This is a genomic window from Sorangium aterium, from assembly GCF_028368935.1.
Lineage (GTDB): Bacteria > Myxococcota_A > Polyangia > Polyangiales > Polyangiaceae > Sorangium > Sorangium atrum.
In genome coordinates this window covers 1,017,607-1,043,821 of record NZ_JAQNDK010000004.1, presented here as the reverse complement: position 1 = coordinate 1,043,821, position 26,215 = coordinate 1,017,607, and the positions used below count along the sequence as shown (strand labels likewise).

The following is a 26,215-nucleotide window of genomic DNA, read 5'->3' as shown; positions in this document are numbered from 1 at the left end:
CGACGCGCGCCCGCCCATGCCGGACGCGCTCGGTCCCGGCGTCGCCATGTCCTGCCACGCGCCGCGCGGGTGCGCTCGGCGAGGGACGAGCTGCGCGGCGCGACCTCAGAGCTCGCCCACCTGGCTGTGCTCGTGGAAATCAACAAGCGCCTGGCCGCCGCGGCCGAGGCCCGCCTGGGCATTGATGTAGGGCACCGCGTCTCGAATCGCCTTCATCGTCAGCCCGATGTTCTTGTGCGTCCCGACCACGAGGGCGGTGTGGTGCTCCACCGCCCGCTCGGGCTGCGTCAGATAGCGAAAGAGCTCCTGAATGCGCGGGATGTGGATGCGGCCGCGCGTGCCGAACGTGTCGATGCCCTCCTCGCTGACCCGGCCCACCCCGCCGTAGAGGAACACGCTGCCTTCGCGCGCGTTGGTGCAAGGTCTCAGAAAGGCGCAGGTGCCCGCCTTGAGCTCGCCGTCGACAGCGCCCCAGGTGTTCTCCGCGCCGATGTCGGCCTGGGTGGCCAGGATCTCCTGGCGGGTGATGCGGGCGCCGGGGCGCATCACGCTCTTGGCCCAGACGCCGCAGTGGAAGAGATCCACCTCCTCGCGCTCGTCATCGTACATGTTGTTCCAGTCGCCCAGCAGCGGCACGAGCCCGGAAGCGCACTGGAGCATGTACATCCCCATCCAGCCCGCGATGTCGGTCTCGCAGGCGGCGGGGATGAGCTTGTCGGAAAGCATGCTCATGCAGGTGCAGGGCATCACGCCCACCTCTCCGCCAATCTGGTACTTCTGCATCTCCGTCCAACAGCGCACCGCGATGCCGTCGAGGTCATTCTCTTTCACGAAGCGATCGAAGACGACGCCCATCCGGGCGATCGCCTCCAGCGAGGCGCGCGGAACGTCAGCCGCCGCCATGTAGCCGGAGACCGCTTCCAGCTGAGTGGATAGCTCGCGCGGCGAGACCTTGCGCATCTGTCGATCGAGCGCGATGAGCTCCAGGCCGACCGTGCTCAGGCCCATGTGCCCCAGCAGCTCGGTGGAGACGTTGGTGACCGTCTGGAACGCGTCGGGCCCCGAGCCCACGAGCCCGAGGCGCACGCCGCGGCCCCGGCGACGGAACTTCGATGCCAATACGCAGCTCGCGTAGAAGGCGTGGAGATCGTCCGCGAAGGCCGCCGAGCTCACGGCCTCGCAATGCCTGGACGTGAGGGTGTACGGGTAGCCGATGTGGCGGAGCGCGTTGGCGGCCGAAAAGCGCCCGCACGCCCCGTCCCGCCGGCCCTTCTGTCCCATGCGCCCCAGACCGCGCACGTCAGGCTCTGTGTGCAGCAGCACCGGCACATCGAGGTCGGCCAGCCGCAGGAAGTCCCGGATCCCGTTTTCATCGGAGAAATTGTACATCGAGCAGATGACGCCAATGGCCCCTCCGCCGTCGGGATCGCGGCGGTACTGCTGGGCGACGCCCGCGGCCGCGCGCGCGTCGGCGTAGGTCTCGACGTTGCCGAGATCGACGTAGCGCACGCGCTCGCCGAGCACACGGCCCACCGCCGACTGGGTGGCTTTCGCTCCCTCCTCGGCGAACTCCGTCGGAAAGAAGCCCCGGTTGCCCATGAAGCCCAAAATCACCGGTTCACTCTGTGCCATTGCTGTCTCCTGGAGCAGGCGGGCTCGAGCCAGAATGACCCTGGACCTCCGCCAGCGCTTCGACACCGCCGAACGACCCTTCGATCGGGTGGATCCGTGGGATCGCGGCCATGGCTCCCTCGCGCGCGGGGGACCGCCAACACCGACCGCGTATTCCGCTTCAATACTATGCATGTCCGTGCTAGCGTCAACAGCTAATCCGAATTAGCTAAAGGGAGCGCGCGCTTGAACGATCCCCCCGACCCCGACCCCCCGCACGTGCCCGGGCTGCGTCCGATCCGTATGAAGGACATCGCCGAACAGCTGGGGTTGTCCCAGACCACGGTGTCCCACGTCCTGACGGGCAAGCATGCGAAATTTCGCATCAGCGCCGCCACGGTGGAGCGGGTCTGGGCGCTGGCCCAGAAGCTGGGCTACCGGACCAACGCCATGGCCCAGGCGTTCCGGGAGCAAAAATCGTACGCGATCTCCCTCGCCGTCGAGGACCTGTCGAACCCGTTCTGGGCCGGGATAGCCGTCGGCGCCGAGCGCGAGGCCGAGCTCCACGGCTACACCCTCGTGGTGAGCCACCTGGCCGGCAACACGGGGCGCCTGCGCCGCGCGTTGCAGCTCGTGCACGAGTCCCGGGTGGATGGGCTCATCGTGTCCCCGATTTCCGGAGGGGATTGCGATCTCATCGCGGCGCACGAGCAGGGACTTCCCTTTGTGCAGATCGACAGGGCGGTCCCGGACCTCGACGTGGCGTGCGTGCGCACCGATCACGCGGCCGGTTCGGTGCTGGCGCTCCGCCACCTCCTCAGGCACGAGGATCGGTCGCTCGTCTACATCGGCGGCCCGCTCGACATCGCCACCTACCGACATCGTCTCGACGGGTTCCAGGCGGAGTTGACGCGGAGCGGCGTCGCGGCGGCGGCCATCGAGGAGTTGAAGGAGGCCACCCCGGAAGCGGCCGAGGCGCGCATGGTCGAGCTCCTCCAGCGGCTGCGTGGACCTCTGGCGGTCTACGCAGCCAATTTCTGCAGCACGGTCGGGACCCTGCGGGGCATCCGCGCCGCCGGCCTCTCCGTACCCGACGAGATCGACGTCGTCGGATTCGATGACATCCTGATGGCCGATCTCTTGCGCTATCCCGTCGCGACAGTCGATCAGGACGTCGGCGGGATAGGGCGCGAAGCGGTCCGGCTGCTCCTTCAAAGGCTGGCGGGCGCCGAGGTCGCGCGAGAGGTCCTGCTCCCCCCTCGCCTCACCGCGCGAACATCGGACGTACCGCGCAGCGAGGGGCGAGCTCGCGCGCGGAGAGCGCGGAGGGCCGACGGCTCACCGGATCCATCTCGGCAATCCAGGAGCGGCGGTCCCGGAAAGAACAAGAAGTCGAACTAGAACGCGAGTTGGCGTGCGCTCGGAATCGGCCGTCACGTCCGCCCGGAATACGCAGTCGGCAGCTGCGGAACCAGCAGGGTCGACGTTGCGGACGCCACGCTCCCCCGTCCGTCGGTCGGCAGCGCGACTCCGCAGATGGCATGCTCCGTGCCTGCTTCGTACGAGCGTGATCAATATTAACGACTCACGAAGAGGCCTGGTGCACGGCGACGATGCCTGCCGAGGCTCGGACGCGAAGGGACGGCCGCCGGTAACCGCCTACATCAACCGCATTGCCACGGCCGTGCCGCCGAACGACGTGCACTCCTCCTTTGTCCGCTTCGCGAGGACGCTGTTCAGCGACGAACGCAGCCGCGTGCTGTTCGGGCGGATGGCGGACAAGGCGCAGATTTCACACCGGTTCTCCGTGCTGGCCCCGAGCGTCGAGGTGGGCGGCGCCTCGATCGACGCGGGGCGGTTCTACCTGCGCGGCAGCTTCCCGACGACCGCGGACCGCATGCGTTTGTACGAGAAGCACGCGCCGGAGCTCGCCGCGCAGGCCGTCTCGGGCCTCGACCTCGGGACCACGGCGCGCCGGATCACCCATGTCATCGTGACGTCGTGCACAGGCTTTTCCGCGCCGGGCATCGACCTCGCGCTCGTCGAGCGCTTCGGCCTCGATCCATCGGTCGAGCGCACGACGATCGGCTTCATGGGGTGTTATGCGGCGATCAACGCGCTGAAGCTCGCGCGGCATATCGTGCGGTCGGCGCCCGAGGCGCGCGTGCTCGTCGTGAACGTCGAGCTGTGCACGCTGCACCTGCAGGAGGCCGTCGCCATGGATCAGATGCTGTCGTTCCTCCTGTTCGGCGACGGCTGCGCCGCGGCCGTGGTCAGCGCCGAGCCGACCGGGCTCGCGCTCGACCGGCTGCACGCCGTCGTGGTGCCCGGGACGCGCGAGCTCATCACGTGGAACATCCGCGATCTCGGCTTCGAGATGTTCCTGTCCGGCCGCGTGCCGGGCGCGATCGACCGGGGGCTCAAGGCCGCCGCGGGCGCGATCCTCGACGGCGCCGCGCCGGGCGAGATCGACCTCTGGGCGGTGCACCCCGGCGGGCGGTCGGTGCTCGACGCGGTCGAGCACGCGCTCGAGCTCGGGCCGGACGCGCTCGCGGCGTCGCGCGACGTGCTCGCGCGCTTCGGCAACATGTCCTCGGCGAGCATCATGTTCGTGCTGCAGTCGCTCGTCGCTGACGCGCGGCCGGGCATGCGCGGATGCGCCATGTCGTTCGGTCCAGGTTTGACCGCCGAGACGATGCTGTTCCATACGGACTAGACCGATGAGCGCCCTGGACTTCTCGCGTCGATCAACGCTCGACGAGCTCATGGATACCCAGACAGTGGGCTTCGAGGAATTCCGCGCTTGCCTGGTCGATCTGGCGCGGGTCAACCGGCTGACGCTCGCCTACCGGCCGACGCTCGCGTTCCTCGAGCGCCTCGTCGCGCGCGGCCTGCCCGAGAACCGGCCGCTGGAGGTGATCGACGTCGGCAGCGGCTACGGCGACATGCTGCGTCGGATCGACGCGTGGGCCAGGGAGCGCGGCATCGCCGTCTCGCTCACCGGCGTCGACCTCAACCCGTGGTCGCGCCGGTCGGCCGCCGAGGCGACCCCGCCGGGCCGGCCGATCACCTGGGTCACCGCCGACGCCTTCGCCTACGAGCCGCCCGGCGGCATCGACGTCGTGTTGAGCTCGCTCTTCACGCATCATCTCCCCGATCCGGCGGTCGTCCGCTTCCTCGCCTGGATGGAGGCGAAGGCGCGGCTCGGCTGGTTCATCAACGATCTGCACCGCCATCCGCTGCCATATCACTTCTTCCGCCACCTCTCGCGCCTCGCGGGCTGGCACCGCTTCGTGCAGCACGATGGGCCGGTGTCGATCGCCCGCGCCTTCTCGGCCAGCGACTGGCGATCTCTCATCGCCGAGGCCGGGCTCGATCCGCGCGCCGTCGAGGTTCGATGGTGGATGCCGTTCCGGCTCACCGTCGGGAGGCTCAAGGTCCCGTGAACGACGCTGTCGTCGTCGGAGGAGGCCTGGCCGGGGCGGCGGTCGCGCTGCTCCTCTCGCAGGCGGGGCGCAAGGTCGCGCTGATCGAGCGCGAGGCCGGCCCGGCGGACAAGGTCTGCGGCGAGTTCCTGTCGCGCGAGGCCGCGCTCTACCTTGCGTCGTTCGGGCTCGATCTGCGGGCGCTCGGCGCGGCGCCGATCGAGGCCGTGCGCCTGGTCGAGCGCGATCGGGTCGCGGCCGCGGCGCTGCCGTTCTCCGCGCTCAGCCTGTCGCGCCGCGTGCTCGACGAGGCGCTGCTCGCGCGCGCCGCGGCGGCTGGCGCGTCGATCCGGCGGGGCGCCCGGGTCCAGGCGCTCACGCGGGCGGGCGCGGGCTGGGGGGCGCGGCTCGAGGACGGCAGCGCGATCGAGGCGCGCGCCGCGTTCCTCGCGACCGGCAAGCACGACGTCCGGGGCCTGAGGCGACCTTCTGGGCTGCAGGACGATCTCGTCGCCTTCAAGCTGCACTGGCGGCTGTCGCCGCGGCAGGCGGCGGAGCTCGACAGGCACGTTGAGCTCGTGCTGTTCGAGGGCGGTTATGCCGGCCTGCAGCCGGTCGAGGGCGGTCGGGCGAACCTCTGCCTCCTCGTCCGCAAGAGCCGCTTCGCCGCGCTCGGGCAGCGCTGGGACCGCCTCCTTTTCGCGATGCGCGAGGGGTCGCCGCACCTCGACGCGCGGCTCGCGGGCGCGCAGCCGTGCCGGGCGCGGCCGCTCGCGCTCTCGACGATCCCGTACGGCCATGTCCAGCGCCGCGCGGACGGGATATGGCGCCTCGGCGATCAGGCGGCGGTGATCCCCTCCTTCTCTGGAGACGGCATGTCGATCGCGCTGCACAGCGCGCGGCTCGCGGCCACGGCGTACCTCGAAGGGGCGAGCGCGGAGGCGTTCCAGCGTCGGCTCTCGCGCGACGTGCTCGGGCAGGTGCTGCTCGCGACGGGCCTCTCTCACGGCCTCGTGCGGCGGCCCGGCCAGGCGGCGCTCGGCGCGGCGGCGCGCCTTTGCCCAAGCCTCATGGCGGCCGTGGCGGGGCGCACGCGCGTGCCCGAGGCGGCGCTCGTGCGCGGAGGGCTGCCGGTACCTGCGAGCGGCCGCTAGCTCGGGGCAGGCCGCTCCACGACGAGGAGCCTCGGTCAGTCGGCGGGCGGGATGAAGAGGCCCGGACAGGGCTCGTCGCCGAAGACCCTGGTGCCGAGCCGGTACATCGTGATCTTCGGGTTCGGCGCCCAGTTCCAGCTGCCCCCCGCATGGGAGTAATCGTTCGACTGGTTGAACGCCTGCCAGCTCGACGCATGGAACGCGATGTTGAACCGGTCGGTGGAGGACGAGGGATCGACCGAGAGGAACGGGAAGCGCACGTCGAGGTAGTGCGTCGCGCCCGCGCAACCGCCGCCGGGCACCTCGTGGAAGCTCATCTCGAGCTCGCTCGAGCAACTCCAGCACGTCGCCTCGAGCGTGCCGGGCGGCTCCTGGCTGAAGTAGTACCGCACGGTCGAGCCCGCGAGGTACACGCTCTGGCTTCCCGTGTTGCGCACCTGGATCCCGGGCGTCACCCAGCTCGGCTGCGGCGCGTGGGAGTCGTACAGCACCTCCAGCTGGCAGTCCGCAGGGCACGACGTGGTGCTCTCGCCGCTGCTGCAGACGCCGTCGCCGCAGGAGCAGTCGCTCGCGCACGAGGCCGGGCTCTCGAGCGGGCCGCAGGCGCCGTCACCGCAGGAGCACAGGTCGGAGACCGTGCGCTCGCACATGGCCTGGATGGCCCGGAAGGCATAGGTCACGTCCTCGCCGCGGCACGCGTCGTCGGCGCAGGTGAACGGACGCACGCAGTCGCCGTCCTGCACGAAGTCGCGCTCGCCGCGCACCAGGATGCCCACGAGCTCCTTCGTGTTCGTGTCGAACACCCCGGACCCGGAGTTGCCCACGAACGTGTCCAGGTTGCCGACGAAGAAGTCGAGGCTCGCCGCGTTGCTCCGGACCGCGGCCCCGTCCGCCAGCTTGAGCGGCAACCCGCGGGGGAACCCGTGCACAACGAGCGGCGTCCCGATGGCCAACGGATCGCTCGACACACGCACCGCGGCGGGCGTCCGCCCCACCACGGGCCGATCGAGGCGCACGACCGTATAGTCCGCGCCCCGCCGGTCCTGGTAATAGGTGATGAAATCCACGCAGCTGTAGACGTCATCGCTGGTGATCTGGCCGAGCTGGCCGGACGGCGTCATCGCATAATCGAAGACGAAGCGGCTGTCGCGGCAGTTGTTGATGCAGTGTGCGGCCGTGAGCACCAGGTCGTCGTCGATCAGCGTTCCGCTGCAGTCGGCGAGCGCCGGCTGGGACGCGAAGCGCTCGTCGGGGCACACGTCGTCGCGCTGCGCCCATGTGGGCCCGGCGATCTGGATGTTGTTCGGGTCCGAGTCGTCGACGGCCGACGCAGGGATGAGCGCCACGGTGAAGTCCAGCGCCCGCGCGGCCCAGGCTGGATCCGCGTACGTGAAGGGCTCCTCACGGTCATCCTGGCCATAGATGACCTCGGAGCGGGCCTCGCCGGCGGCCTCCTCCCCGGCAGGCGCCGGCGCCGCGCACCCCGCGGCAGCCCACACGGACGACAAGCCAGCAGCAATGATGAAGCGGTTCGCTCTCATGACAAGCTCCCAAGTGTTCGAGGCAGAGCGACGATCACCCGGCGGGCCCGATGACGACGTGTCAACACCTGGCCGGCGTCGAGCAAGGATCTGGCGCCCGACAAGCAAGGACCCCCGAGTGGCACGCTCGTTCCGTTCGCAGCGAGGGGGATCTACTTCTTCGTGCGGCGCGCACCAATTCGTATGCGCCATGGACCTCATGCACACGCTGCATCGAGCCGGGGCGGCCCGGGGCGCGGGGGCGCGCCCTGACGACGGATTGACCATTGTCCAATGGATTGGCGCCGCCTCCAGCAAGCGGACATCCCCGCCCATCACCTGCAGCGGAAGCTCCGGGAGCGGGCGCCGGGGCCGACATGATCGATCTGGCGGAGACGCCGTTGCCGATCCTGGAGGACCGGTCGGGTCGCCCCCCGCAGCTCCAGGCGACGGTTGGGGTGGCTTTCGTGGTATTTGTCAGCGGAGGAGGATCAAATGTTTCGAACAGCACAGTTCGTCATCACATTTTCCCTCGTGCTTGTGGGCTGCGGCTCGAGCGGCGTCAGCTCGGACGAGGACGCCCGGCGCGCCTACGAGGGGCTTGACGACTCGATCGACAAGGCGATCACGCTCGGTTTTCAGGGCTTCAACGCCGCCACGAGCGCGAATGTCGCGCCGCAGACGGCGAATGGCGCGAAAACAGGCACGATCACCATCAGCGGGCAGGTCGATCAGGGCGCCTCGACGAACAAGACAATGAACCTCATCGAGGAGCTCAAGGACTACTCCGATGACGGCGAGATTACCTACAACACGAACGAAACGCTGCCTGTGCTCTCGATGAAGCTCAGCAAGGTTCCGACCGGTACGCTCGAAGGGAGCCTCGACGGTCGCTTCACGATGGCGGGTGCTCTCGAGGGCGACCTCACCCTCTCGCTCACCTTCACGGGTGAGCTGCAGCCGTCGCCCGACGATGAAAGCGAGGTCGAGCGAAAGCCGGGGACGACGCACATCACGGGCACCGCCGCGAGCGGCGACGGCAACTACAACGTCGACCTGACGCGGTAGGTCAGCAGCTCCGGGGCAGCGGCTCGCCCGAGGCAGGGCGACAGCCCTCAGCCGCGCGGGGCTCAGCGGTGCTGAGGCGGTTGTGGGCCTCAATCCTGGCTGGTGACGTGTCTTCTCCCATCGCGCCCCCCGGTCGGCCCACTCCGCTCTCGTCGCCACGGAAGGTACATCGCGCAGATGGAGGCGAGACAGACGCCGCGCGACAGCAGCATCGCGCAGACCTCCGGCGGGGGCCGGTCGACTACGCGATACGGCAGGCCTCGTCGAAATCGAGGCGCGGGTTGCGCGGGTAGAGCTTCGCCGGATCGCCGTGGCCCAGGTTGATGAGGAGGATCGATTTCCAGGGCACGTCGGCGAGGAACGCGGCGTCGACTTTCTCCCGGTCGAAGCCGCCCATCGGCCCGCAGTCGAGCCCGAGCGCGCGGGCCGCGAGGATCAGGTAGCCGGCCTGGAGCGAGGCGTTCTGGAGGAGAAAGAAGTCGCGCTGCTCCTGCGGCATCGCGGCGAGGGCCTCGCCCATCGTCGGGCGCGCCGGGAAGAGCTTCGGCATCTTCTCGTGAAAGCGCGTGTCGTGGGCGATGATCGCGGTGACGGGCGCGCTCATGGTCTTCTCGACGTTGCCCTCCGCGAGGCAGGGGCGCAGGCGCTCCTTGGCCTCGGGGCTCTTCACGAAGACGATCCGCGCCGGCACGCTGTTGGCCGCGGTCGGGCCGAGGCGCAGGGCCTCGTAGAGGCGGTGCAGGGTCGCGTCGTCGATGGGCTCGGCGAGCCAGCCGTTGTGGGTGCGGGCTTCGAGGAGGACTTGCTGGAGGAGTTGGTCGCTCATGATGCTTGCTCGGTGGTATGTGGGTGAGGTGGGGCGAGTCGCTGCGTGAGATCCCGCCTCATGTCGCGAGCGCGTGCTCGCCGACGCGGGCCTCGGCCTCGGGCTTCGGGGCGCTCGCGATCCAGGCGCCCATGGTGCGTGCCTTGTCGTTCATGAGCGGGCATTCTGAGGCCTGGACACGCCTGCAACAATGCATCAACAGTTGGAAGCATCTGCCAGGATTTGATCCAAATGGACGACCCCCTCGAGACCTCCGAGCTCCTCGCCTTCTCGAAGACCGTGGAGGCCCGATCCCTGTCCCGCGCCGCCGCCGAGCTCGGCGTCCCTCGCGCCACCATCAGCCGCCGCCTCGCGCGGCTGGAGGAGCGGCTCGGCGTGCGCTTGCTCCGCCGGACGACGCGCAGCCTCGCCCTCACCGACGCGGGCGAGGCGCTCTACCGCCACGCCCGCATCGTGCTCGACGCCGTCCACCACGCCGAGGCGAGCGTGCGCAAGGCCGACGGCGCCGTGCGCGGCGAGCTGCGCGTCTCGGTGCCGCCGATGATGGACACGAGCTTCAACGCGATGATCTGCGATTTTGGGCGGCGCTACCCCGAGGTCCGCCTCCACGTCCACAGCACGACCCAGTACGTCGACCTCCAGCGCGGCGGCTACGACGTCGCGCTCCGCGCGAGCAGCGCGCTCGAGCCCGGCCTCGTCGCCCGGACGCTGGCGCGCATGCCGCTCCTCGCGGTCGCTTCGCCCGCGTACCTAGAGGCCCGCGGCACGCCGCGCACGCGCCGCGATCTGCGGAGCCACCGTTGCATGATGGGCTTCGCCCGCGGGGAGCTGCCGCAGACGCACTGGCCGTCCTCCGGCGGTAAGTTCCAGGTCGAGGGCGCGCTCTTCACGAACGACCTCCTCCTGCTCTGCGACGCCGCGCTCCAGGGCCTCGGCATCGCGCTCTTGCCGCAGCAGATCGTGCGCCCTCACCTCGAGAGCGGCGCCCTCCGGCACGTGCTGCCAGGCGCGATCCAGGCGGACTCGCACATCGCGGTGGTCTACGCGGAGCGGGAGTTCATGCCGCCGCAGCTCCGCGCCTTCATCGACGCGGTGATGGCGTGGGGAGGGGAGAATCTCCTCCCGCGCGCGGACGCGCCGAAGCCGAAGCGGGCGGCGAAGAGCGGCCTGCGCCCACGCTCGATATCGCCCGGCGGCCCCCGGCGCGCCTCCGGATAGCCTCGCTCCGCAGGCTGTGGGCGACCCCGCGTCGCCCGCGCGCCGCCCTCCTCGTCGTCACAACGTGGGCGTGGCCCCTCCATCGATGCGAAAGGTCGTGCCCGTCATGAAGTCCGTCAGCGGACTCGCGAGGAAGCACACCGCTGCAGCGATGTCGGCCGGCATGCCGAGGCGATCCACCGTCTGATGAACCGCGTTCTTCAACACCCACGCGCGTCCCTCGGCGGGATCGGTCACGCCTTGCCTGGCGGCGACCTCGCGGAACCACCCGTCGAGGCTGGGCGTATAGATGAGCCCGGGCATGATGCCGTTCGACGTCACGCCGGTCCCGGCCAGGGCCTTCGACAAACTCAGCGTGAAGTTGTTGAGCGCGGCCTTCGATGCGCCGTAGGCACCGAGCTGCGCGTGCGGTGAGATCGCGTTGCGCGACGAGATCTGGATGACGCGGCCCCACCGACGCTCCCGCATTCCCGGCACGAACGCCTGCGCGAGCCGCACGGCAGGCATCGTGTTGCTCTTGTACTCGTCGAGCCACTCCTCGATCGGCGCGTCGAACCACGACGCGTGGGCCACGTTCGTCGCGCCGCCCGCGTTGTTGACCAGGATGTCGATGCCGCGAAAGGCACGCTCGGCGGCGTCGATGACGCTGCTCAGACCATCGACGGTCGACAGGTCACCGATCGCGACGGCCGCGCGCCCTCCCGCCGCGGTGATCTCGTTCGCGACGCCCTGTGCGCGCTCGGCGTTGCGGCCGTGCACGACGACCTCGACGCCCTCGCGCGCCAGGAGCCGCGCCGTCTCCGCGCCGATGCCCGAGCTCGATCCGGTGACGAGCGCGCGCTTGTCTTTCAGATGAAGTTCCATGGTGTCCTCGCTTTGCGCCCTCGTCAGTCGTGGTGCAGCTTCAGCATCGCTCGCCCCACGTCGGTGTCGGCGAAGTCGGGTATGCCGTCGGCGTCGGTGCTCGCGCTGAGGGCCCGGTGGGCATCATCGCTGGCGCCGAGCTCCTGCAGCGTCAGCTTGGCGAGCACGTACGCGTCGCTCCCCAGCAGCAGGCGCCGCGGCTGCCTGTCCATCGACGCGAGCTCGAGCAGCGCCTTCGCGGCCTTCTCGGGCACGCCGCGCGCCGCGCCGGGGTTGCCCCGGAGCCGCTTGTTGGTCGCGCCCACGGTGGCTTCGTAGTCGAGCTGCGACGGGTAGATCGTCATCGAGCTGCCAGCCCAGTCGGTGCCAAAGCCGCCCGGCTCGACGATGGTGACCTGGATGCCGAGCGGCGCGACCTCGTTGAGGACGACCTCGCTGAAGCCCGCGACGGCGAACTTCGCCGCCTGGTACGCGCTCAGCCCCGGCGTGCCGCCGCGCCGTCCGCCGATGGAGCTGATCTGCAGGATACGCCCGCTGCGCTGCGCGCGCATCACGGGCAGCACCGCGCGCGTGACATGTACGACGCCGTAGAAATTGGTGTCGATCTGCGCGCGGAAATCGTCGAGCGGGATATCTTCAGCCGAGTCGACGTTCGCGTAACCCGCATTGTTGACGAGCACGTCGATGCGACCGAAGGCGTCGACCGCTTCCTTGACCGCGCGCACGGCCTGCTCGGGCTGCGTGACGTCGAGCGCCACCGTCTTCACGCGGTCGCCGTGCTGTTTCACGAGGTCATCGAGATCGGCGGGCTTGCGCGCCGAGGCGACGACGCGGTGCCCGGCGGCGAGCACGGCGAGGGCGAGGGCGCGGCCGAGCCCCCGCGAGCTTCCGGTGATGAACCATACTTGCGAGTTGTTCTCCGTCATGCACGAAACATCGTGCGCGAGGCGCCAGCGTTCAAATCCGATCGCGCCATAAATGAATCGAATCGCGCCAGCGGTTCGGGGTCGTCCCCTCCCAGGCTCGGAACGCCCGCGTGAAGGAGTTGACCTCGTCGAAGCCGAGCAGGAAGGCGATCTCGTTGACGTCGACGTCGTCGGTGCGCAGGAGGCGCAGCGCGGCGTGGTGCCGGACCTCGTCGAGCACGCGCTGATAGCTGACCCCCAGCTCGCCCAGGCGCCGCTGTAACGTGCGCGTGCTGAGCGACAGCTCGCGCGCCACCTTCGCGATGCTCGGCCGCTCGCCCGCCATGCGGCGAGCGACCACCGCGCGGACCTGCTCGACGAACGAACCCTGCTCGAGGGGCGCGAGCTTCTGGTCGAGGCTGGGGACGAGCACCTGCAACAGGTCGGCGTTGTGCGTGATGAACGGCGTCGTCAGGAGGCGCGCCTCGAGGACGAGCGCGTCGCGCTTCGCGCGGAACCGCAGCGGACAGCCGAAGAAACGCAGCAGCATCGGCTCGTCGCTGCGCGCGCGAGAGAGCTCGACGCGCTTCGGCGCGAGGGCGAGGCCGCTGCCTCGCTGCAAGAGCACGAGGAGCGAGGCGAGCGATGCGTCGACCAGGCGCGGGGGCATGGGGCCTGGCGCGTGCTGGTAGGTCGTGTGGATCGCCACCTCTTTCCCCGTCGTGTCGATGGCCATGTCCTTCGGCCCGCAAAGCCGCTTGTAGCGGGCGAGCTTGGTCAAGGCGGTGCCGAGGTCGGGAGAGTGCAGCGCCGCGAGCGACGAGACGTCGTACTCGTGCACCTGTGTCTCCATCGCCAGACGAAGCCCGACGTCGTGCGGCGACGACGCGCCGAGCGCTTCCCAGAAGGTGAAAAACTGCGCGGTGCTCAGCTCGCCGCTGGACGGCGCCCGCGCGGCGGCGGTCGCATGGGGCACGTTCGCGCCGAGGCGCGCGAGCCGAGCGCGCACCGCTGACGAGAGGCGGACGACGTCACCGTTCACCGCGAAAAACCTACCGAGATCGAGCCGTCACGACCAGTCCGATCGCGCCACCCCGCTGGGTTGCGGGGCCATGTCGGCTTCAAGCGGCGCCTCCGGCCGTCGGAGCTCCGTGCCCTCTCAGCCGGCGTGAAGGATCCGAAAGCGATCGGGCTCCGCCGGATCTCGATCAACGACTTGGACCGGCGGCCAAGCCCACTGCCAAACGCTGATCCCTGGCGTGCGGGAGAGCTGGATCTGCCCGCGGGTGCCTTCGACTGCGACGCGCGCCCAGGATTCGGCGGCGCGTACCCGGTCCGCGCCTTGAGAACGCAGCACATCGGCGAGGACGGCGACCGTGTCGTAGCCCTCGAAGGCGACGAAGGAGGGCGCTTCGGCCAGCCGCTCGCGCAGGGCCGTCTCGACTCGGGCACCGAGCGGGCTGAGGCGCTCGGGCCGGTAGCGCAAGAACGGGATCGCGGCGCCGTCGCCGCCCAGCAACGTCGCCCATTCGGCGAACTCCGGTTGCCCGGCCGGAGCACCCATCATGATCTCGGCGAGGCGCCGGTCGCGGCGGACAGACTTGACGATCGACACCGCCGGCTCCGGGTAGCCGACCAGAAGAAGGAGGGCTGTCGCGCGACTGTCGACGAGCTCGTCGCACATGGCCGCGGGGGCGAGCGCGCGCATGTCGAGCTCGATGACGGTGCCGCCGCGTGGAGCGAGGTAGTCCCGCAGGATGCGGGCGCCAGACGCCCAGTAGACGCTCGAATCAGCTGCTACGGCGATGCGCCTGTGGCCCGCGCCGAGGAGGAATTTCGCGTAGATCCGCCAGCCGTGGGACTGCGCCGGGGCGAGGCGCGCGACCCATTCCGTTGGCTGTTCGGTGAGCGCGTCGAGCACCGCTGACGAGCAGAGGAACGGCAGGCCGAGGGCGTCGGCCCTGGCGGCAGCGGCGCGAGCGACGACGCTGTGATACTCCCCCGCCAAGGCAGCCACGCCCAGGCGAGCCAGCTCATCGACGGCCGCCGCGGCCCTCTGTGGATCAGCCGCGGTGTCTCGGACCACCAGCTCGAGGGGTCTTCCGACGATCCCGCCGGCGTCATTGACTTCGCGAGCGGCCAGCTCGAGTCCAGCGAGCAAGTGCCGGCCTGCCTCGATCCAGCCGGGCCGAGTTAGCGGAACGAGAGCGCCGATCTGGACGGATGAGCCGTCGGTCTGCTCCGCTCCAGGTGGCGACAGCGGCGTATTCATGTGGTGTCATCTCCCCTATGGCGCGGGTGAGGCGTCATGTGCGGCGGGCGGTCGGGACCTCGTAGCCGAACGAGCCGCGCTCATCGAGGTGGTAGGCGGAGACGTCACGGTCGATCTTCCGCCCGGCAGCCGCCGGAGGCCGGTCTCGTCGAGCTGCCCGAGGGAGCCCTCGATCAGCGTGCGCGCGCGTGCGAGCGCGTCCTCCCGGCGGGCGATGCGCTCCGGGTGCAGCCGGGCCCGCGTCTGGCGCAACACCTGTTGGCGATCGAGCATAGGCGGCGACTATACCCCGGCGCGGCTCCCGTCGGCCGCCTCGCGCGAACGGGCGTCGCCCTGGCCGGGCGAGGTCCTCTGAGCGATCATGCCCTCGTGGAAGCCCTGCTCCTCTCCGCGCTGGGTGTCGCGCTGACGCTCGGCCTCGGCGGGGCCGGGCTTCGATGGGCGCTGTGAATGCCGCGCCGCAAAGGCGAGCTTCTCGCGAGGAGCCTGCCCTAGCGTTGTAGGAAGACGAAAGCGCCCTTCTTGTTCGAGATGACGATGTCCGGCCGGCCGTCTCCGTTGCCGTCCGCGACCGTGAGCTGGGTGCCTACCCCCGAATCGTCATCGATGAGAACGGGCTGGAAGTCGACGCGTTCCGCCGCTCGCGCCTGCTCGAACCAGTAAAGCCGGGCCGGCGCGTCGAAGTCCGGCATGCCGTCAGGCACATGACCCCAGAAGCGCTCGCCGCTCACGAGGTCCTGGAGCCGGTCACCGTCGATGTCGGCGTGAGCGAGCGCGTGCGGCTCGTGCATGAGCACGCTCGACGCGGCATCGGGTGTGGTCCCCGGAACGACGACGTGCTCCACGAACGCAGCGCCGGCCGCGTTCGGAACCTGCTCGAACCAGGAGAGCCCGTAGCCGTGAGCGGCGAGCGTGGCCGCTATGTCCGCGTCCCCGTCGCCGTCCACGTCGACCACCGGCATCTGCGCTCCCCCGGCACCGAACGGCTGCTCGACGCGCGTGAACGGCAAGCCGTCGGGCGACTCTGGGCTCCGCGTGAAGTAGCCGCTCGCCTCGACCAAGTCGCTCGCGCCGTCCCCGTTGACGTCGCCTGCACCGAGGCCGTGCGTGAACGCGCCGTACCCCCGATTCTCGGTGAGCGCCCGGAAGACCCATGGCTCGGTCGGGTCCACGCCGGGCGACGACATTCCGAGCACGCCCCCCGACATGTGCACGAGCTCGGGCGCGCCATCGCCGGTGATGTCGGCGAACAGCGGCGATTCGTTGTCGATCGGCCACGGCAGCGTGTCGTGACGAGCCCAGAGCGCGTCGCCGCCGCGCGGGTTCTGGTACCAAGCCGCGGGCGCACCCGGAAAGCCGACGACGAGGACGTCGGTGAACCCGTCGTGGTCGAAGTCGTAGGGGAACTCGAAAAAGCAATCCGAGTAGCCGTGCGGATCGAAGGCTTCCTTCGGCCACACGGGATGGCTCGTGCCATACCCCGGACCCTCGTACCAATCCGGGCCCGCGATGACGTCCGTCACCCCGTCGTGATTGAAGTCCGCAAAGCTCGCCCCCTCGCAGGTGAACTCGCGGTGCAGCGTGATCTTCACGAAGCGTGCGTCGAGGGCGGCCTCACGCGGGAGCGGTGGAGGCGCGGTGGCGGTGCCCGCGGGCGGCGCGTCGGAGCCCGCGTCGACGGGCGCGCGCGAGGATTCGCCCGCGCAGGCGATGACCAAGGCGAGCGGTGTGCAGCGCCATAACCTTATTCCCGAAGCCATCTCCGAGCGCTTAGCACATCGTGGTAGAATCGGGGTCCATGCGCCGGCCATCGCGCACGGTCCCCGCCGTCGCCCTCGGGGATGAGGGGGCGGCTCGGATCGTTCACGAGACGATCGGTCGCCTGCTCGGGCTGCCGGTGACACCGGAGCGGTGAGCAAGCTTGGACCGAACGTCGAGCACGCCGCTCGCGTGGACTCGCTGCCGGAGCCTTGCCGCACGCCAGCGCCAGCCGTCGCGCGTGCATCGTCGCTCCGAGCGAGCGCTGCGCCCGCGCCAAGGCCTCTCATGCGATGAGCTTCAGCACCACGTTCCCCGTCTTCTGTCCGGACGCGATGTAGGCATAGGCCTCCTGGATCGCATCCAGGGTCACGGTACGGTCGACTACGCGCACCTCCTCCGGCATGGGCCGGCGGGAGAGACCGACGAAGTGTCGCTCCTCGGGTCGCGCGACCGCGCTCTTGGCCGCGTTCACCTTGAGCCGCAGCCGGCCCTCGATGAAGAGATCGCTGCGCCCTATGCCGGCGGGCCACTCACCACGGTGTGGGCAGACGAATACATCTTTCATCGGCGACTCGCCGAACGTCTGCGAGAACTCGCTCGTGCATCTTACTACCTTCGCATAGAAGGCAAAGTATTCTTTCATCGTGCCATCAAGGGTCAAATAGGGAATCGGCTTCGGCCTGCTCCTGGCCCCGGGCGTGGGCGAAGGGGACGATGACCAGCGGAGGCCCGAGGATCGAGGCCATCGAAAAGGACGCAGAGAGCTCGTTCGGTGGCAGGCCGTCGAAGCAGCGCACCAGCTGCACGCCCGGCGCATCCCACAAGAATCGACATTTCGCAAGAGCCGAGAACAGTCCACCTGAGCGGCACGTGCAGCGCACGCTTGTTACGAAAAGTAGCACAAAATCAGCTTGAAGACGACCGGCAAAGTGGGGAATAACTTCGGCGGCACTCGCGGGTCGGGCCCTCGTCCGCCATCCCATCGCCCGACCCCGGCGTGAGCCTGCTTCACGACCCCCTCACGAGGAGCGCTCAACATGCGTCTACGCACTGCACGTCCCACGATCTCTTTGGCCTTGTTCGCAGCGCTGCCTTGGATGCTTGCCGCCTGCGCCACCGGAGGCGAATCGGATCCTGTCGGTTCAGGAGGAAGCTCTACAGTCGGCACGGGGGGCGGCACCGGCACCGGCACCGGAGGGACGCCGACGGGCACTGGTGGACCTTCCTCTTCTTCGGGCGGTACCCCGACCGGGACGGGCGGCGACGTGACGACGGGCGAAGCCAGCACCGGTGGCGGGGGCCCGGCCGGAACGGGCGGAGCGCCGGGAACCGGTGGTGCCGGGGGCAGCGGCGACGGCGGCAACGCCGTGAGCGCCGAGTGGGGCGAGGTGGAAAACCCTGGAGCCGGGTGCACCGTCGGACCGATGCCGAGCGTCGCTTCGCTCACGGCGAACTCGAAGCTGCCGGACCCCTTCAAGAAGATGGACGGCAACCGCATCGCCAGCAAGAGCGAGTGGGCCTGCCGGCGCGAAGAGATCCTCCAGCAAGCCTACAAGTTCATCTACGGCGACAAGCCCGTCCCGGCAAAGGGATCCGTGTCCGGTACCGTGAGCAACAGCAGGATCACGGTCGAGGTCAAGGATGGCAGCGGCAGCGCCTCGTTCAACCTCACCGTGAACATGAACGGGGCGACCGCGCCCGCCCCGGCGATCATCGGCTACGGCGGCCTGAGCGGCATGCCAGTTCCGAGCGGCGTCGCGACGATCACCTTCACCGCGGTCGAGTCGCAAGGCACCAGCGGCGCGAAGAACGGGCCGTTCTACAGCGTGTACGGTTCGGACCATCCCGCGGGTTACCTCACGGCGCAGGCCTGGCAGATCAGTCGCGTCCTCGACGTCCTGGAGCAGAACCCCGGCGTCATCGATCCACGCCGGGTGGGTGTGACGGGTTGCTCACGCTGGGGCAAGGGTGCCTTCGTCGCCGGCGTGCTCGACAACCGCATCGCCTTGACCATCCCGGTGGAGTCGGGTCTCGGGGGCACGATAGGCCTGCGCCTCGTCGAGGTGCTCGATAGCTACAGCGGCTCCGAATGGCCCTATCATGGCATCAGCTACGTCCGCTGGCTTTCGGAGGTGGCGCTCGGTCAGTTCACCACGGGCAACAACGCTGGGGCCGACAACACGAACAAGCTGCCCGTCGACATGCACGAGATGATGGGCCTCATCGCTCCACGCGGCCTCTACATCGTGGACAATCCGAGCACCATGTACAACGGGCTCGATCGGAACTCGGCGTGGGTCACCGCCAACGTCGGCAAGATGATCTTCGAGGCGCTCGGCGTCGGAGACCACATCGCCTACACGGGCGCAGGTGGGAGCCACTGCAGCTGGCGCTCGCAGTACACTGCATCCCTCAACGCCATGGTCGACAGGTTCCTGAAGGGCAACGACGGTACGGCGACGGGCAATTTCGCCACGGACCTGCCCAATAAACCCAACCACCTGGACCACATCGACTGGACACCGCCGACGCTCAGCGGCGAGCTTTGATCCAGCGCAGAGGTAGCGTATGAACCCTAGCTCGTTCCTCTCTCTCGGGGTCGCCCTGGCCCTGACGCTGGGCGCTTGCGGCCCTGGTGAAAACGGTGACGCCACGGGCGGCACCGGAGGTGGTGGAGCCTCAGGCGGCACGGTGGGCTCGGGCAGCCAGAGCTCCGCGGGAGGCGCCGGCGGCACGCCGCAAGAGGCCAGCAGCGCCTCATCCGGCGGCGCCAGCGGCGGCGCGACGTCGACCGGCGGAGCGGGGCCGAGCGGCAGCACCTCCAGCGGCGGTGGATCCGGAGCGGCCACCGGCGGAACGTCGGGGTCGGGCGGCGCTCCGGGTGGCGACTGCACGCGCGAGCTCTTGGATGGCCTCTTGGACGACTACTTCGCCGCCCTCGCTGCCGGGGATCCTTCCAGCCTACCCCTGGCAGAAGGCGTGAAGTTCACCGAGAACGGCATGCAGGCCGAGATCGGCACGACGGACTTCTGGAGGGACGCTGGCGAGGTGAAGCACTCGCAGCGTGCCCTGGATACCGAGGCGTGCAGCGCCGGCGCTCAGGCGGTGATCCCGGAAGGCGGGAGGGATCTTCCCGTCGCCCTCCGCATCAAGGTGGAAGGCTCGGAGCTGACGGAGATCGAGACGATCGTCGTCCGCCCGGGCGACTACACGGCATCGTTCGCGGTCGCCTCGAATCCCGCCGCGATCATCGCCATCTCGGACGAGATCGGTTGGCACGACGAGGTCCCGGAGGCCGAGCGGGCCACCCGGGAAGAGCTGACGAGCTGGATCGACAAGTACTTCCGCGCGTTCCCTTCCGGCGTCTGCGACGTCACGGGAGCCTGCAAGCGCTTGGAGAACGGGGGCGGCAACTTCTCTTGCCGCACCGGAGCATCCTGCAGCGCCGGCGATCCTGGGTCCGGCGGCACCTTCATCCCGCGCGTCATCCTGGCCGACGAGGTGCGCGGCATCGCCATCGGTCTCACCATCTTCGACTTCATGACGGACGGGCATCTGGACATGCATATGATCAAGATGTCCGGCGGTCAGGTGCACGCCGTCCACGCCATCCTGCGCGACACGAACGGCGTGTCCGGCTGGGAGTGATGGCGACCTCCCTCGCGGCTCGCGTCGAACCGCCGCGCGGTCAACGCTCAGCAGGGTACAGCGATACGGGGATTTCCGACCCGCGGATCAGCGCCCCCGGCGCACCACCCGCGCGATCTTTCGAGACAGCGCGTCCGGCGCGACCGGATAACGCGCCACGTCCGCGGCGCCCGCCGCGACGAGCGCGTTCATCCGGTCCGAGGAGAGCCCGGCAGCGCACACGACGGCGCGCACGCCCGGCGCCGCGCGGCCGAGCGCCTCGAGCAGCGCGCACGCGCCCTCCACGTCGGCGCCGGCGTCGATCACCGCCACGCCCAGCCCCGCCTCGATCAGCGCTGCGGCGTCCGGCACCTCGGCGAGGTGGATCCCCTGCGCGTCGAGCCCGATCTCGCACGCCTCGCTGAGCCCCTGCCCCGCCGGCGCGAGCCGGAGCAGCGCCACAGCGCGCTCCGGCACGGGCGCGAGCTCCGCCGTCTCGCCCTCCGGCCAGGCCTGCGCCCGCTCCGCCCGGTCGCCGAGCGGCGCGCCCGCCTTGCGCGCGGGCAGCCGCCGCGCCTCGGCCTCCCGCGACATCGCCTCGTCGAGCCGCGACCGCGCCGCCGCGGCGCTCTCCGGGCGCTTCTCAGGCAGCTTCGCCAGCAGATCCAGCCGGAGCCGCTCCAGGAGCGGCGGGACCGGCGGAGCCCCGGGCGGCCGCCGCAGCGGCGGCGGGATCGAGAACATGTGCATCGCCATGAGCTCCACCGCCGGGAGGCCGACGAACGGCGCCGCTCCCTGCAACAGCGCCGTCAGGATGCAGCCGCACGCGTACAGATCGGTGCTCGGGCCCACCGCGAGCGAGCGGCACTGCTCCGGGCTCATGTACTCCGGCGTGCCCGCGACCATGTCCTTCGAGGTGAGCGTCGGCCCGGCGTCGAGCGGGTCGTCGAGGTGCGCAAGGCCGAAGTCGACGACCTTGGCGACGCGCTCCCCGTCCTGCTCGGCGAGCAGCACGTTCTCCGGCTTGAGGTCGCGGTGGACGATGCCGCTCGCGTGCGCCGCGCCCACGCCGTCGAGGATGTCCGCGAACAGGGCCGCGACCTCGGCGAGCGGCAGCAGCTCGCGCGACGCCCGGAGCAGCGCGCCGAGCGACTGCCCCTTGAGCAGCTCCATCACGAGGTAGATCGAGCCGTCGCCGCCGTCCTCGTCGCCCCCGAGGTCGAGCACCTTGACCACGTTCCGGTGCACCAGCCGCGACGCGGCGCGCGCCTCGCGGAAGAACCTCCGCCGGCTCTCGGGGAGGATCGCGACGTGCGGGTGCATCGTCTTCACCGCGACCGGAACGCCGAGGAGCACGTGCTCCGCCTCGTAGACCTCCCCCATCCCGCCGGCGCCGAGGAGCCGCACGAGGTTGTACTTCCCGCCAAGGACCCGCCCGGCGCGCGTCCGCTGCCGCGCGTCCGCCCCAGGATCATCCGAGGCGAGCGTCTCCGCGGCTGCAAAGGGGTCGGCGCCCGGTCGAGGCGCGGGCGCCCGCCCGTCCGGCGCCCGCTGGCCCTTCAGCACGGTGCGGTCCGGGTCCCCGGCCGGCGGCGGGCGCTCGCCGTCGCCCGCGCTCACGGCGACGCCTCGCGGAAGCCCACCGCGATCTGCCCCGTCACAAGGCCCTCGCCCTCGTCGCGCCACGGGCTCACCCGCACCGACAGCGCCCCGAAGAGCGCGCCGCCCGCCTCCACGCCCGCCGACAGCCCGCCGAGCACGTCGTCCGCCCTGACCTCCCGGTGGACGAGGTGCAGATCCAGCGCGCCGTGCAGCCGGAGCCACGGCGCCGGATCCGCCGTCGCCCCCGCCAGCAGGAAGCCCTGCACGTCCGGCGTGGCCGGCTCGCCGCCCGCCGCGCCGTCGCCCGCCGCCGCGCCGTCGCCCGCTTCCACCGCCGCGCCGTCGCCCGAGGCGCGGATGCGGGCCCCGGCATCGGCCACCCACGTGAACCGGCCCGCGGCGCCGCCGAGCGCGATCCCGGGCTCGATGCGGACAGGCGGGCTCCCGTCGGCCATGGGCACGCCGAGGCGGAGCGTGGGGCCGAGCTCGAGCTCCGAGCGCCCGAGGCGCAGGACGCGCAGGCGCGCGCCGAACCAGCCGGTGCTGCCCACGCCCGCGCCGTCGCCCTCACCGGCCGGGTTCGAGCGGAGCGCGACGTCGAGGCCCAGTGGGCCGATCGCGCCGCTCGCGCGCACCTGGCCCGCGGCGACCCAGCCGCCCCCGGAGCGCGCCGCGGCCGCGCCGACCGCGGCGACCGAGGGCGGCGTCGGCGCGAGCCAGAGCCCGTCGGCCACCCCGGACATCGGGAGGAGCGGGAGGTACGCGCCCAGCACCGGCGCGGCCGGGGGCGCAGGCGGAGGCGCGGCTCGCGGCGCCTCCGGCGCGGCGGGCAGCTCGGCGTCGCTCGTCGCGATCACGCCGCCGCGGCCGTCGGCGACGTCGAGCCGGACGCGCAGCGGCTCGCCGGGGCGCAGCGCCTCCCGGGGCAGCGGGATCCGCGCCGTCAGGGCGCCGCCGCGATCGCCGCCGGCGAGCGCGACGGAGCGCACCCCCCCCGGCAGGTGGGCGACGAGCCGCGGCGCCACCCGCCGTCCTACGTCGACCCCGGCGAGCCCCTCGAGCTCGACCCGGGCCTCGAGCGCCGGCCCGCCCTGCGTCGTCGTCGATGTCGTCGACGTCGACCCCGCGCGCGAGGCCGAGACCACCGCGCCCACCTTCGTGTACCGGACCGGGAGCGACGTGGCCGCGTCGCTCCCACGCTCCGCCGCGGCGCTGCCCCGCTCGCGCAGCCGGAGCGCGCGCGGGGCGCGCTGGAGCAGATCGATGCGCTCGGGGACGGGGCCGAACGGGCCGTCGTCGAGCGAGAGCTCGAGCGCGGGAGACGGCGTGAGCTCGATGATCCCGTACGGGTTCGCGGTGATCTCCTGCGCCGCCGGCACGACGCCCCCGGCGGCCCGCGCGGCGACGAGGTGGAACCTGCGCACCGCGCCCACGCCGAGGTACTCCTCGCGATCGACGACCCGGACCCGGAGGAAATAGGCGCCGGCCGGCATCTTCTCCGCGCGGAACGACAGGACGTCCGGCTTCACCTCCTCGCGGGCGATGAGATCGTTGAACTCCGCGTCGCGCGCGATCTCGACGCGATAGCCGGCCGCGGCCGGCGCCGGCTTCCACGACGCCGACAGGACGCCGAGCCCCTCCGGGGCGAGCGCGATCTGCGCGGCGTCCGCGGTCGTCCACTCGACAGGCGCCGGCAGCGGGCGCGGGCGCGCGGGCGGCGCCTTGCCCACGAACCGGGTGCCGTGGTCCTTCGGGACCACGACGGAGAGGCCGCCCGACGTGACGCCTGCCTTGCCGTCGAACACCGCGACCGTCGTCCGCTCCCCGCGCCGCTGCACCACCGTGTCCCGCGACGACGCGCTCACGCGGCCTCCCCCGCTCGCGGCGACCTCGACCGACTGTCCCCGCAGCGCGGCGAGCGCGGCCTTCACCTCGCCGTCCGCGAGCTCGACGGCTGCGGGCGGCGTCTTCGATACCCGCGCTCGGCTCGCCGTGCCGTAGATGACGACGAGCGTATTCGGCGCGAGGAGCACCCGAGTCCGGTCCACAAACTCGATATCTGCCCTCCCCTCATCCAGCGTGTTGACGCTCGAGTTCGTGAGCAGCGGCATCCCCTGAGCCGCGGGCGACCAGGCGCCGCCGGCCGGGCGCGCGCGCACGTCCGGGTGCATCGACCGGAGCTTCGCGTCGGGGATCGACGTCACCTCGGCCGGGAGGACCAGCGTGAGCCCCTCGGCGAGCGTCGTGCCCGGGCCGCACGCGACGCGGTTGTACCGCTGGATCAGCGCTGCATGCTTGGACGAGCCGTAGAGGACCGCCGCGATGTCGTCGCACGTCTCTCCCGCCTGCACGCCCCATTGAATGACCGCCTCCGGATATCCGGGCGTCGGCTCTCTGGCGCTCGCCACGCCGACGTATCCAACGTGGATCGCAGCGTGGCCGGCGCAGCCGAGGAGCACCGCGATAGCGACAGACTGGCCATTTGACGGTGCCACGCCGGTGGCACGCTACCGGATCGAGATCGGCGTTGCAAGGGACCAGGCAATAGGATACGAGCAGACCGATGGCGTATTGGTCGGCGCGCGTCATCGCGCCCCTCCTGGCCTCCCCGCTGCTCGTCGCCGCGGCCACGGCTTCCATGCCGGCCGCAGCGCAGGAGGCCACAGCGCTCGACAGGCTCGCTCCCGCGCCCGCGGGCGACGGGCTATCCACTGTCCCTTCTGCCGGCGTATCGGGGGAGCTCCGGCCCGCGGTCGGACTTCTGTTCTCCTATTCTCATCAACCGCTCAGCCTGCGCGGGACCGCGCCTGCCGGCTCGGTAACGTGGGTGGGCCGGCAGGCGATCCTCCACGCGCTCGCGAGCGTCGAGCTCCTGCGCCGGATCAAGCTCGATCTCGACGCGCCGTTCGTGCTGGAGCAGGGCGGCGCGTCCGGCGCGCTCGGGGGCATCCGCGTCACGGCGCCCGCGGGCGGCGCCACGCTCGCCGATCTGCAGGCGGGAGGAAGGGTGACGCTGCTGCCCCAGGAGGGGCTCCGGCCGGCGGCGGCGCTCGGGCTCTCCGTCTGGCTGCCGACGGGAGACGAGGCGGCGTTCGCCGGCGCGGGCGCCGTGCGTTATGCGCCGCGGGTGATCGTGGGGGCCGAGCACCCGGGCTTCCGCTGGTCGGCCTCGGCGGGGGGCCGGTTCCAGAAGGCCTCGTCGGACAGCCTGACGGGCAGCGAGGTCCTCTTCGCCGCGGGCGCGGGCGTCCGCAAAGGCCCGCTGCAGCTCGGGTCGGAGCTCTCCGTCTGGGCCGCCGCCGGCGAGGGTTCGGCGCTCGAGGTCCCGGGCCGCGCGGGGGCCGAGCTCCTGCTCACCGCGCGCTGGTCGCTCGGCCCCCTCACGCTCGACGCGGGCGCGGGCCCCGGCTTCGGGCGGCTGCCCGGCATCCCGAAGGCGCGCTTCTTCGCGGCGCTCGGCGTCGCGGCGGACGTCGTTCCGTCGGCGCCCCCTGCCGCCGCCCCTGCGGCCTTCGCCGGCGCGTCCGCCGCGACGAAGGGCGCTCGCGGCGCGGCGCGGGCTGCGCCTCCGGCCGCCGACTTCGACGGGGACTCGGTCCCCGACGCGGAGGACGCCTGCCCCCGGGTCATCGGCGAGGCGCGCCCGCCGGCCGCGGCGGCGGGCGCCCGACCGGCGTTCCGCCGCGGCTGCCCGCCGGATAGGGACGACGACGGGATCTACGATGTCGACGATCGCTGCCCGGACGTGCCGGGGGTCAGCAGCGCGGCCGCCGACGCGGGATCCGGCCCCGCGTCCGCAGCCCCCGCGAACGCGGGGTCCCAACCGGCGTCGAAGCACGGGTGCCCTGCGGATACGGACGGCGACGGCATCCCCAACGCCGCGGACGCCTGCCCCTACGAGCGCGGCAAGCCGAGCGAGGATCCCGCGACGCACGGCTGCCCGTTCGCCGTGCGCATCGAGGGCTCGCAGATCGTGATCCTGCAGCAGGTCCAGTTCCGGACGGGCAGGGCCGAGATCGAGCCGGAGAGCTTCGAGCTGCTCTCCGAGGTCGCGGCCGTCCTCGAGGAGCACCCCGAGATCGCCCGGGTCGCGGTCGACGGCCACACGGACAACCAGGGCTCCGCGCAGGCGAACCTGAGCCTCTCGCAGCGCCGCGCGCTCGCCGTCGTCGCGTGGCTGACCGCGCACGGCATCGACGCCCGCCGCCTCGAAGCGCGCGGCTTCGGCGCGCGCCGCCCCCTCGCCGACAACCGCACCCGAGACGGCCGGGCCAAAAACCGCAGGGTGGAGTTCCAGATCCGCAAGCGCACCGACGAGGGCGCGGCAGGCTGGAGGGACGGCCCTCTTGAATGACGCATCGC

At 71.1% G+C, this 26,215-nt stretch carries 20 protein-coding genes; 9 read left to right on the top strand and 11 right to left on the bottom strand.

Translation table 11 applies throughout. From position 1 onward, the window contains the following. Positions 1-105: 105 nt before the first annotated feature. Entirely contained in the window at positions 106-1,632 is a 1,527-nt protein-coding gene (locus POL72_RS35350; RefSeq protein WP_272101209.1) for an L-fucose/L-arabinose isomerase family protein, read from the bottom strand. 225 nt (positions 1,633-1,857) lie between these two features. Between POL72_RS35350 and POL72_RS35345 the strand changes: the two genes are divergently transcribed. The 4 genes from POL72_RS35345 (at position 1,858) to POL72_RS35330 (ending at position 6,190) form a co-directional block, all read left to right on the top strand. After that, on the top strand, positions 1,858-3,012 hold the full coding sequence (locus tag POL72_RS35345; RefSeq protein ID WP_272101208.1) for a LacI family DNA-binding transcriptional regulator: 1,155 nt from the start codon (positions 1,858-1,860) through the stop codon (positions 3,010-3,012). Positions 3,013-3,211: 199 nt separating this feature from the next. Further along, positions 3,212-4,327 (top strand): type III polyketide synthase, encoded by a 1,116-nt coding sequence (locus POL72_RS35340; protein ID WP_272101207.1) that lies wholly within the window; start codon positions 3,212-3,214, stop codon positions 4,325-4,327. A gap of 49 nt (positions 4,328-4,376) precedes the next feature. Then, complete coding sequence (locus tag POL72_RS35335) at positions 4,377-5,057, top strand: methyltransferase domain-containing protein (RefSeq protein ID WP_272101206.1); 681 nt, start codon at positions 4,377-4,379, stop codon at positions 5,055-5,057. After that, a complete protein-coding gene (locus tag POL72_RS35330) occupies positions 5,054-6,190 on the top strand; it encodes an NAD(P)/FAD-dependent oxidoreductase (protein ID WP_272101205.1) in 1,137 nt (378 codons plus the stop codon). The genes POL72_RS35335 and POL72_RS35330 overlap by 4 nt, the downstream gene beginning before the upstream one ends. Positions 6,191-6,225: 35 nt before the next feature. Here the strand turns inward: POL72_RS35330 and POL72_RS35325 are convergent, their stop codons facing one another. Continuing rightward, positions 6,226-7,731 (bottom strand): cellulose binding domain-containing protein, encoded by a 1,506-nt coding sequence (locus POL72_RS35325; protein ID WP_272101204.1) that lies wholly within the window; start codon positions 7,729-7,731, stop codon positions 6,226-6,228. A gap of 474 nt (positions 7,732-8,205) precedes the next feature. On the opposite strand from POL72_RS35325, the gene POL72_RS35320 reads away from it, so the two are divergent. Continuing rightward, positions 8,206-8,778 carry a hypothetical protein gene (locus tag POL72_RS35320; RefSeq protein ID WP_272101203.1) on the top strand — a complete coding sequence of 191 codons (573 nt, stop codon included), beginning with the start codon at positions 8,206-8,208 and terminating at the stop codon, positions 8,776-8,778. A gap of 241 nt (positions 8,779-9,019) precedes the next feature. On the opposite strand, the gene POL72_RS35315 is transcribed toward POL72_RS35320, so the two are convergent. Further along, complete coding sequence (locus POL72_RS35315) at positions 9,020-9,604, bottom strand: malonic semialdehyde reductase (protein WP_272101202.1); 585 nt, start codon at positions 9,602-9,604, stop codon at positions 9,020-9,022. Positions 9,605-9,835: 231 nt separating this feature from the next. Here POL72_RS35315 and POL72_RS35310 point away from each other — a divergent pair, with 231 nt between their 5' ends. Further along, the gene (locus POL72_RS35310; protein ID WP_272101201.1) at positions 9,836-10,822 is read left to right on the top strand and encodes a LysR family transcriptional regulator; all 987 of its coding nucleotides are present in this window, start codon (positions 9,836-9,838) and stop codon (positions 10,820-10,822) included. Positions 10,823-10,879: 57 nt separating this feature from the next. Here the strand turns inward: POL72_RS35310 and POL72_RS35305 are convergent, their stop codons facing one another. The 6 genes from POL72_RS35305 to POL72_RS35280 all read right to left on the bottom strand — a co-directional run bounded on the left by POL72_RS35305 (position 10,880) and on the right by POL72_RS35280 (position 17,267). Continuing rightward, positions 10,880-11,686: an SDR family NAD(P)-dependent oxidoreductase gene (locus POL72_RS35305; protein WP_272101200.1), complete on the bottom strand. Its 807-nt coding sequence runs from the start codon at positions 11,684-11,686 to the stop codon at positions 10,880-10,882. 23 nt (positions 11,687-11,709) lie between these two features. Continuing rightward, positions 11,710-12,612 (bottom strand): oxidoreductase, encoded by a 903-nt coding sequence (locus POL72_RS35300; protein WP_272101199.1) that lies wholly within the window; start codon positions 12,610-12,612, stop codon positions 11,710-11,712. A gap of 31 nt (positions 12,613-12,643) precedes the next feature. After that, entirely contained in the window at positions 12,644-13,633 is a 990-nt protein-coding gene (locus tag POL72_RS51395; protein ID WP_272101198.1) for an AraC family transcriptional regulator, read from the bottom strand. 117 nt (positions 13,634-13,750) lie between these two features. Then, positions 13,751-14,863: an ABC transporter substrate-binding protein gene (locus POL72_RS35290; RefSeq protein WP_272101197.1), complete on the bottom strand. Its 1,113-nt coding sequence runs from the start codon at positions 14,861-14,863 to the stop codon at positions 13,751-13,753. Positions 14,864-15,354: 491 nt separating this feature from the next. Next, positions 15,355-16,623 (bottom strand): FG-GAP repeat domain-containing protein, encoded by a 1,269-nt coding sequence (locus tag POL72_RS35285; protein WP_272101196.1) that lies wholly within the window; start codon positions 16,621-16,623, stop codon positions 15,355-15,357. Between the two features lie 284 nt (positions 16,624-16,907). Beyond that, a complete protein-coding gene (locus POL72_RS35280) occupies positions 16,908-17,267 on the bottom strand; it encodes a hypothetical protein (RefSeq protein WP_272101195.1) in 360 nt (119 codons plus the stop codon). Between the two features lie 622 nt (positions 17,268-17,889). Here POL72_RS35280 and POL72_RS35275 point away from each other — a divergent pair. Continuing rightward, on the top strand, positions 17,890-19,173 hold the full coding sequence (locus POL72_RS35275; RefSeq protein WP_272101194.1) for a glucuronyl esterase domain-containing protein: 1,284 nt from the start codon (positions 17,890-17,892) through the stop codon (positions 19,171-19,173). Positions 19,174-19,192: 19 nt separating this feature from the next. Next, positions 19,193-20,272 (top strand): DUF8021 domain-containing protein, encoded by a 1,080-nt coding sequence (locus tag POL72_RS35270; protein ID WP_272101193.1) that lies wholly within the window; start codon positions 19,193-19,195, stop codon positions 20,270-20,272. Between the two features lie 87 nt (positions 20,273-20,359). On the opposite strand, the gene POL72_RS35265 is transcribed toward POL72_RS35270, so the two are convergent. After that, positions 20,360-21,871 (bottom strand): serine/threonine-protein kinase, encoded by a 1,512-nt coding sequence (locus POL72_RS35265; RefSeq protein WP_272101192.1) that lies wholly within the window; start codon positions 21,869-21,871, stop codon positions 20,360-20,362. Further along, positions 21,868-24,261 (bottom strand): FecR domain-containing protein, encoded by a 2,394-nt coding sequence (locus POL72_RS35260; protein ID WP_272101191.1) that lies wholly within the window; start codon positions 24,259-24,261, stop codon positions 21,868-21,870. Before POL72_RS35260 ends, POL72_RS35265 begins: the two co-directional genes overlap by 4 nt. Positions 24,262-24,416: 155 nt before the next feature. Between POL72_RS35260 and POL72_RS35255 the strand changes: the two genes are divergently transcribed. Then, on the top strand, positions 24,417-26,207 hold the full coding sequence (locus POL72_RS35255) for an OmpA family protein (protein WP_272101190.1): 1,791 nt from the start codon (positions 24,417-24,419) through the stop codon (positions 26,205-26,207). Positions 26,208-26,215 lie beyond the last annotated feature (8 nt).